Annotated in this window: 7 protein-coding genes and 2 pseudogenes; all 9 read right to left on the minus strand. The window is 64.3% G+C overall.

Annotation, left to right across the window (positions count from 1 at the left end; all coding sequences use genetic code 11):
* Positions 1–120 precede the first annotated feature (120 nt).
* Positions 121–1,292 (minus strand): annotated as a pseudogene (locus BG35_RS10285) (quinone-dependent dihydroorotate dehydrogenase).
* Positions 1,293–1,317: 25 nt separating this feature from the next.
* A complete protein-coding gene (locus BG35_RS0104555; protein WP_025781895.1) occupies positions 1,318–2,046 on the minus strand; it encodes a ribonuclease H family protein in 729 nt (242 codons plus the stop codon).
* A gap of 246 nt (positions 2,047–2,292) precedes the next feature.
* Complete coding sequence (rplL, locus tag BG35_RS0104560; protein ID WP_025781896.1) at positions 2,293–2,688, minus strand: 50S ribosomal protein L7/L12; 396 nt, start codon at positions 2,686–2,688, stop codon at positions 2,293–2,295.
* A gap of 57 nt (positions 2,689–2,745) precedes the next feature.
* Positions 2,746–3,291: a 50S ribosomal protein L10 gene (rplJ, locus tag BG35_RS0104565; RefSeq protein ID WP_025781897.1), complete on the minus strand. Its 546-nt coding sequence runs from the start codon at positions 3,289–3,291 to the stop codon at positions 2,746–2,748.
* A gap of 274 nt (positions 3,292–3,565) precedes the next feature.
* Positions 3,566–4,279, minus strand: coding sequence for a 50S ribosomal protein L1 (rplA, locus tag BG35_RS0104570; RefSeq protein WP_025781898.1), 714 nt, complete (start codon positions 4,277–4,279; stop codon positions 3,566–3,568).
* Positions 4,280–4,367: 88 nt separating this feature from the next.
* The gene (gene rplK, locus BG35_RS0104575) at positions 4,368–4,793 is read right to left on the minus strand and encodes a 50S ribosomal protein L11 (RefSeq protein WP_025781899.1); all 426 of its coding nucleotides are present in this window, start codon (positions 4,791–4,793) and stop codon (positions 4,368–4,370) included.
* Between the two features lie 64 nt (positions 4,794–4,857).
* Entirely contained in the window at positions 4,858–5,493 is a 636-nt protein-coding gene (nusG, locus tag BG35_RS0104580; RefSeq protein WP_025781900.1) for a transcription termination/antitermination protein NusG, read from the minus strand.
* 26 nt (positions 5,494–5,519) lie between these two features.
* Entirely contained in the window at positions 5,520–5,768 is a 249-nt protein-coding gene (secE, locus tag BG35_RS10290) for a preprotein translocase subunit SecE (protein WP_373276966.1), read from the minus strand.
* Between the two features lie 70 nt (positions 5,769–5,838).
* A pseudogene (locus BG35_RS10295) lies at positions 5,839–7,790 on the minus strand (ATP-dependent Clp protease ATP-binding subunit); the annotation flags it as partial.

A 7,790-nucleotide genomic window follows, 5' to 3' on the forward strand; every position in this document is an offset into this window, starting at 1 on the left:
TACATGGCATTGTCTTTCTGTTGCATAATCTACCAATTGTGTACTAGAAATTCTCCCTCACAAGGCGTCTCAAGAAGCTCAACCTCAATATGTAAGCCAAGGCCAAAGGGGAAAGCGCCGTTACGGCAACCATGGCAGTTCCGTTCCCACGGCATCGGCCACAGTATCGAGACCATGGGCCGCCAACTGCTTGAGTAGCCCCTCCAGCACCGCCGGCGCCAGTTGGGGGCCGCGATAGATCCAGCCGGTGTAAAGCTGCAACAGGCTGGCGCCAGCCGTCAGCCGCTCCCAGGCGGCTTGGGGCGAGTCGATGCCCCCCACCCCAATCAGGGGGACCCGGCCCTGAAGCTGGCGCCAAAGCTGGCGCACCACGGCCAGGGAACGGGGTCGGATGGGCGCGCCGCTGAGGCCGCCGGCCTCTTCCGCCAACGTGCGGCCCGTGACCAGGCGTCGTGTCTCCAGGCCATGGCGATCCAGGCTGGTGTTGTTGGCAACCACCCCCGCCAGGCTGCCCTGCCGGTGGAGGTCAAGGGCCAACTCCCCCAACTCCCCCAACTGGCCATCGGTCAGATCAGGGGCGATTTTCACCAGCAGAGGGGGATGGGGCGTGGGCAGTGGCGTGGCCTGGAGACGCCTGACCAGGCGGCCCAGGGCCTCCCCGCTTTGCAGATCCCGCAGGCCGGGGGTGTTGGGGGACGACACGTTGATCACCACGTAGTCGGCGAGGGGCGCCAGGCGGCTGTAGCTGACGGCATAGTCCTCTGCCGCCGCCGCCATTGGCGTTGCCCGGGATTTGCCGATGTTGAGCCCTAATGGGGCCGGCCGCCGGCCTGGCGGCGGCAACTGCTGCTCTATCAGCCCTGCGGCTGTCCGCCGCGAGCCATGGTTGTTGAAGCCCATGCGGTTGAGGGCCGCCTGCTCCGCCGCCAGCCGAAAGAGGCGGGGGCGGGGGTTGCCCCGCTGGGGCAGGGCCGTCATGGTGCCCAACTCGGCAAAACCAAAGCCGAAGCAGTGCCAGATGGCCGCCGCCACGCCGTTCTTGTCGAATCCTGCCGCCAGCCCCAGGGGATTGGGGAAGGTGATCCCCAAACACTGTTGCCGGAGCCGTGGATCCTGACGCTGAAGCACGGCCGTGGCGTGGCCAGCAGGCCCCGCCATGGTGGCCGGCGCCGCCCCCGCGCCGCCCATGCCAGCGCCCGCAGACTCAGTTGGCTCATGAGTTCGGGATCCGGCCCGTCGTCCCTGGCCAACATGGGGCCAATGAAACGTTGGTAGGGATCGTCCGCAGCCATGGGGCGCTTCCTCCCGATTCTGGCGTCAGTGATGGGGGTCCGGCGATTTGCGCTGTAGCCGCCAGCCGCCATCGGAGCAGGGGAGCACGCGCCAGTCCCGCCAGATCCAGGGTTGCCGCCGTTGCCTCAGTTCCCCATGGGGCATGTCCACCAGTTGGGCCAGTTCCGCCATGGCGAGTACATGGCCTCCCGCCGCCAAACGGTCTGCCATCTCCAGGCGGGTCAGCAGCCGCTGCAACGGAGGCGGGGCAAGATCCATGGGCGCACCCGCATCCGGCGGACGGGATCCTGAGCGCAGGGCAGGCTGTTTCCCGTCCCTGAAGGCAACGGCGATGGCATCCACCCGGTCGTTATCCGGATCACCGCTGTGGCCCTTGACGTGGGTCAACGCCACCCCCGGCAGGCGCGCTTGGTCCAGTTCCTCCCAGAGATCACGGTTCTTCACGCATTGCCCATCCGCCTTCTTCCAGCCCTTCTGTTTCCAGCCCTTGAGCCACTGGCTGAAGCCCTGAATCAGGTATTTGCTGTCGGTGCGGATGGCGAACCCGGGCTGGCGCGGCTCCTGGGCAATGCGTTTGAGGAGGGCCAGGGCGGCCTGCATCTCCATGCGGTTGTTGGTGGTGTTCTCCGAGAACCCCCCCTCCTCCTCCACGCGACCGTCATCAAAGCGCAAAAGATAGGCCCAGCCCCCAGGACCGGGATTGCCACTGCATGCCCCATCACAAGCAGCCGTGATCAAGTGGGGTCTGGTCATGGCAAGCATGGCGTATGGGAAGGGTGTGCTGGTCCAGAAGGAAAGCCAAAAGGAAATTGAAAGAAATCTGGCAGGGGGGCTGGACAGAATGCCAAACCCGTGTCAAGCTATTTCCCGTGTGAGGAGTGTATTCAGGCTGAAGGTCGAAACGAAGGACAGACCTTCAGCCTGATCCAGTCCCCCAAGCCCCTGCCGTTGGCAGGGGCTTTTCTTTGTGCTTCGGTTCCGGTCCAAAGGGAATCGGAGCTACTTGACCGCCACCGCGCCGCCAACGGCCTCGATCTTCTTCTTGAGGTCTTCGGCGGCTTCCTTGGGGAGACCGTCCTTGACCAGGGTGGGGGCTTTTTCCACCAAAGCCTTGGCTTCCGCCAGCCCCAGCCCCGTGGCTTCCCGCACCGCCTTGAGCACCTTGATCTTGGCGGAGGCTTCAAAGCCCTCCAGATGAACGGCAAATTCGGTTTGCTCCTCGGCGGCCTCGGCCTCGGCGGCGCCGGCGACAGCGCCTGGAGCGGCCATCACCACACCGGCCGATGGGGCGGCAGACACGCCAAAGGCGTCCTCAATCTGCTTGACCAGCTCGGCAGCTTCCAGCAATGACAACGACTTGAGGGATTCGAGAATCTGGTCGGTTTTGGTAGACATGGTTGAACCTCGGTGAAGTGAAAACCCTGTAAAAAAGGGGAAAGGAACGTCTGGAGTTCAGCCTGCCGGTGGAGAGGAGGATTCTTCCCCATCGGCGTGTTGCTGTAGAGCGCGGGCAAGGCCGGCGGGCACTTCCTTGACGGCCACCGCCAACTTTGTGGCAAGGCCGTTGAGGGAGCCGGCAATCCGGGCAATGAGCACCTCCCGGGAGGGAAGGTTGCCAACCGCCTTGAGATCCTCGTCAGACAGGAGGCGACCTTCCAGCAGGCCCCCCTTGATGTCCGACTTCCTGGTCTCCTGTTGGAAGGCCTGAATGGCCTTGACGGCGCCGCCCACGTCGTCCTTCACGAGAACGAAGGCGTTGGCGCCGGTGAGCAGGGGGTCCAGGCCGGTCCAGGCAGAATCCGCGCCAATGGCCTGGCGCATCAAGCTGTTCTTGGCCACCTTGCAGATGCTGGAATGCTCCCGCAACCGGGAGCGGAGATCGCCCATCTCCTTGACGGAGAGGCCCTTGTAATCCAGCACCAGAGCCAGGTCGGCTTCATCCAGAAGCTGGCGAAGCTGGGCAACCACCTGTTGCTTGCTCTCTAGTGTGCGACCCATGGTTTGGTAGCAGCGGGACAACAGCAGGCGCCCGCCCCGAAGCCAGGGTCAACGAAATCTGACGGCGCCTGAGCATCCCCGAGGGGAGCCGGCTCTACAGTTGCGCAGACCTGGGCAGGAGTTACGGCATCCCTTGGAGAGGGGATGCGGCCTGCTGTCTTCGGTTTGCACCGGAGTCGCCACAGGGGCGGCTCAGACACGATTCAGGGCGGGCGCCCTGAATCTGGCGATTGCCAGAAGCCAACCATTGTACAGATCACCCCGTCAATGGGCCTCAGCCCGGGTCCTCCACAACAAGCTCCTGAAGCGCTGACACATCCACCTCCACGGAAGGCCCCATGCTGGAGCCGATGTAGAGACTTTTCCAGTAGCGACCCTTGGCGCCGCTGGGCTTGTTGCGGTCCACGGTTTCCTGCACGGCTTTCAAGTTCGCCAGCAGATGCTCGGACGGGAAACTGGCCTTGCCGAAACGCACATGCACAATGCCCGTCTTGTCGGCGCGCATCTCCAGCTTGCCCGCCTGGAACTCCCTGATGGAGGAGGGCAGATTGCTGGTGACGGTCCCGGTTTTGGGATTGGGCATCAACCCCCGAGGCCCCAGAATCCGCCCCAGGCGCGCCACCTTGGGCATCATGTCGGGCGTTGCCAGCAGCAGATCAAACTCCATGGTCCCGCCGGCAATGGTGTTGATCAGGTCTTCTTCCCCCACCAGGTGGGCGCCGGCATCCTTGGCCACTGCCAACTGTTCGCCCCGGGTGATTACGGCCACCCGCACCTTCTGGCCCGTGCCCTTGGGCAGGACCACCGTGGTGCGCAACTGCTGGTCCGCATATTTGGGGTTGATGCCCAGGCGGGCATGGGCCTCCATGGTTTCATCGAACCGGGCCGTGGCATTCTCCTTCACCAGGGTCAAGGCGGCATGGGGTCCATAGGCCTGCTGCTCCACCTTGGCGGCAGCGGCGACGAAGCGTTTGGATGGTTTGGGCATGGTGTTGAATCGGGGTGCGGACGAACTGCTCCGGGTCAGTTCTCCCCCCAGTGGTGAATGGGCGATTCTAGAGGCAGGGCGCCTGGCATCAATCCTCCACGGCCACACCCATGTTGCGGGCTGTGCCCGCAATGATCCGCATGGCGGACTCCACCGTGTGGCAGTTGAGATCGGTCAGCTTGGTTCTGGCAATCTCCTCAAGCTGGGCCGTGGTGATGCTGCCGGCCTGCCCCTTGGAGGAGTCGCCGGATCCCTTGTCAATGTTGGCCGCTTTGCTGATGAGCACGGACGCCGGGGGCGTCTTGAGCACCAGGGAGAAGCTCCGGTCCTCATAGACCGAAATCTCCACGGGGATGACCATCCCCACCTTGTCCTGGGTTTTGGCGTTGTACTCCTTGCAGAACGCCATGATGTTCACCCCGTGCTGACCCAGGGCCGGACCCACGGGAGGCGCCGGGTTGGCCTTGCCCGCGTTGAGAGCCAGCTTGATCAGGGCCGTCACTTTCTTTGCCATAACGATGGACCGATGAGAGAGAAAAGGAGAGAAGGGAAGCGAAACAACTTAAAGCCGGAACGGCTCACTCCTGCTTGGCCACCTGGGAGAATTCCAGTTCCACAGGGGTATCGCGGCCAAAGATGGACAGCAGGGCCTTGAGCCGGTTGCGTTCTCCGGACACCTCGATCACCTCCCCCTCGAAATCCTTGAAGGGACCGTCCACCACCCGGATCTGATCACCCTCGGTGAGATCCACCTTCACGGTGGGCTTCCTCTCCTGGGTGCGACGGAAGATGCGATTCACCTCCTTCTGGGTCAGTGGCACGGGCTTCACGTGGCCGCGACCTCTGCCGGCGGCGCGCCGCTCCTCGGCGCCAACGAAGTTGATCACGTTGGGGGTGGTGCGCACCGCGGACTGGGTTTCATCATCCAGCACCATGCGCACCAGCACGTAACCGGGAAACACCTTCTCCTCGATGACCTGACGGTTGCCGTCCTTTTTCACCTTGATGGCGGGCGTCTGGGGAATGGCAATTTCCAGGATGCGATTTTCCACCCCCAGGGTGATGGCCCGCTGCTCAAGGGTGGCCTTGACGTTTTTCTCGCAACTGGAGGCCACCTGCACCCCGTACCAACGGGCTGCCTTCTCGAAATCTGCGTGCTGTTTGGGCTGGAGAAACTCCGGCCTGTCAGTGGGGCTGAAGGGTTCAGACGCCATGTATGGATGCGGAGAGGAGATAGAAGTCAACCGAGGAAGACCCGGTTGGAGATCCAGGAGAACAAACGGTTGGAGGCCGCCACCGCCGCTGCCGACATGGCCACCATCAGAATGACGGAGACGGACTCGCTGAACAGTTGCTGACGGCTGGGCCACACCACCCGCCCCAACTCCGCCAGCACCTGGGAGAAGAACGGCCGACGAACAGCAGGCTCATTCACCGCAGAGTCGTCCTCCGGCGAGGGGGCAGCGCTGGACTTTGACTGGGCAGACAAAATTAAGAATCGGGGCGGGGTTCTGCTGCGCCACTTTAGCGGACAGGCCCCTCCGTGCAGAGCAACCGTCTCAGCGCAGGGCAACGAACCCCAGGGTTCCGTCACTGCAGAGTTGCACCCGCACCCCGTGGGCCTCCGTGAAACGCTCCCCCAGCACCTCCATGGCGAGGGGATTTTCCAGACGTCGCCGCAGCACACGGCGCAACGGGCGCGCCCCGAACTCCGGGTCGTACCCATCCTGGGCCAGGTTCTTCACCACCTCCCCATCCACCTCCAGACGGAGATTCTGCTCCGCCAGCCGTTCCCCAAGCTCCTGGAGTTGAAGTTCCACAATGGGAAGGATCTGCTCCGGCCCCAGGGGCTGGAAGCGGATCACCTCGTCAATCCGATTGAGGAACTCCGGGCGGAACTTGGCCTTGAGGGCCTGATCAATGGCTGTCTCCAGCGCCTGCTCCCCTTCCGGGTCACCGCTGGCGGCGAGAATCTGGCGGCTGGCAATGTTGCTGGTCATCACCAGGACCGTATGGCGAAAATCAATGACGCGGCCCTGGGAGTCCGTCAGGCGGCCGTCGTCCAGCACCTGGAGCAACAGGTTGAACACGTCGGGATGGGCCTTTTCCACCTCGTCCAGGAGCACAACCGCATAGGGACGCAGGCGAATGGCTTCCGTAAGCTGCCCCCCTTCTTCATAGCCCACATACCCGGGTGGCGCCCCCAGCAGGCGCGCCACCGCATTGCGCTCCATGTACTCCGACATGTCCAGCCGCACCAGGGCATCCTCCTGGTCAAACAGGGCCGCCGCCAAAGCCCGGGCCAACTCCGTCTTGCCCACACCGGTGGGACCCAGGAAGAGGAAGGATCCCACGGGGCGCCGCACGTCCTTCATGCCGGCGCGGGCGCGGCGGATGGCGGACGCCACCGCCTCCACCGCCGTCCCCTGCCCCAGAACCCGACGGGCCAACTGCTGGTCCAGGTTCAGCAGCTTCTGCCGCTCCCCCGCCATGAGCCGTTGCAGGGGGATGCCGGTGCGATGGCCCACAACTTCGGCAATGTCCTGATCCTCCACCTGCTCCCGCAGGAGGGTTTCCCCCCGTTGCCGAGCCTCCCGCCGCCGGGCCTCCAAGGCCTGGCATTGGTGCTCCAGGCGCCGCAACTCCCCGTACTCCAGGCGCGCTGCGGTCTCCAAGTCCCCCTCCTGCTCGGCTTTTGCCATCTGCTGCCGTAGATCTTCCTCCTGCTGCCGCCATTGGCCCAGTTGGCTCAATTGTTCCCGATCCTTCCGCCACCGCTGGCGCAAATTCCCATAGGTGGCTGCCGCTTCCGCCCGTTGCCGCTCCAACTGCTGCCGCTCTGCTGCGGGCGCCTGCTCCGCCGCCACCAGGGCCAGTTCCAGGCGGTGCAGTTCCCGCTCCGCCTCTTCCACCAAGGCCGGCTTGGAGGTGGCGTCCAGCCTAAGCTGGGCGGCCGCCTCGTCCATCAGGTCAATGGCCTTGTCCGGCAGGCAGCGATCATTGATGTAACGGTCCCCCAGGCGGATGGCCGCCTCCAGGGCCGGATCGGCAATGGTGACGCCGTGGTGGCGTTCATAGCGCTCCCGCAGTCCTTCCAGAATGGCCAGGCAGTCCCGGGGTGAGGGCTCCCGAACCAGCACCTGCTGAAACTGTCGCTCCAGGGCCGGATCCTTCTCCACGCTGCGCCGGTACTCTTCCACGGTGGTGGCCGCAATGCAGCGCAGTTCTCCCCGGGCCAGGGCGGGTTCAACAGGCTGCCCACGTCACTGCTGGAGCGGCTGCTGTTCACCAGGGTGTGGAGTTCATCGATAAACAACACCACCTGACCATCGGCAACGGCCGCCTCCTCCAGCACGGCCCGCAGGCGCTCCTCGAACTGGCCACGGTATTTGGCGCCGGCGATGAGACTGCCGGGCTCCAGGGCCAGGAGGCGCCGTCCCATGAGGGAATCCGCCACCTTGCCCGCCACGATGCGCTGGGCCAGTCCCTGAATCAGGGCCGTCTTGCCCAC

The sequence above is a fragment of the Candidatus Synechococcus spongiarum SH4 genome (assembly GCF_000586015.1).
Classification (GTDB): Bacteria; Cyanobacteriota; Cyanobacteriia; order PCC-6307; family Cyanobiaceae; genus Synechococcus_B; species Synechococcus_B spongiarum_F.

Coding starts and splice junctions, on each gene's coding strand:
- BG35_RS0104555 (WP_025781895.1), bottom strand. CDS start 2,046: ATGACCAGACCCCACTTGATCACGGCTGCTTGTGATGGGGCATGCAGT.
- rplK (WP_025781899.1), bottom strand. CDS start 4,793: ATGGCAAAGAAAGTGACGGCCCTGATCAAGCTGGCTCTCAACGCGGGC.
- rplJ (WP_025781897.1), bottom strand. CDS start 3,291: ATGGGTCGCACACTAGAGAGCAAGCAACAGGTGGTTGCCCAGCTTCGC.
- rplL (WP_025781896.1), bottom strand. CDS start 2,688: ATGTCTACCAAAACCGACCAGATTCTCGAATCCCTCAAGTCGTTGTCA.
- rplA (WP_025781898.1), bottom strand. CDS start 4,279: ATGCCCAAACCATCCAAACGCTTCGTCGCCGCTGCCGCCAAGGTGGAG.
- nusG (WP_025781900.1), bottom strand. CDS start 5,493: ATGGCGTCTGAACCCTTCAGCCCCACTGACAGGCCGGAGTTTCTCCAG.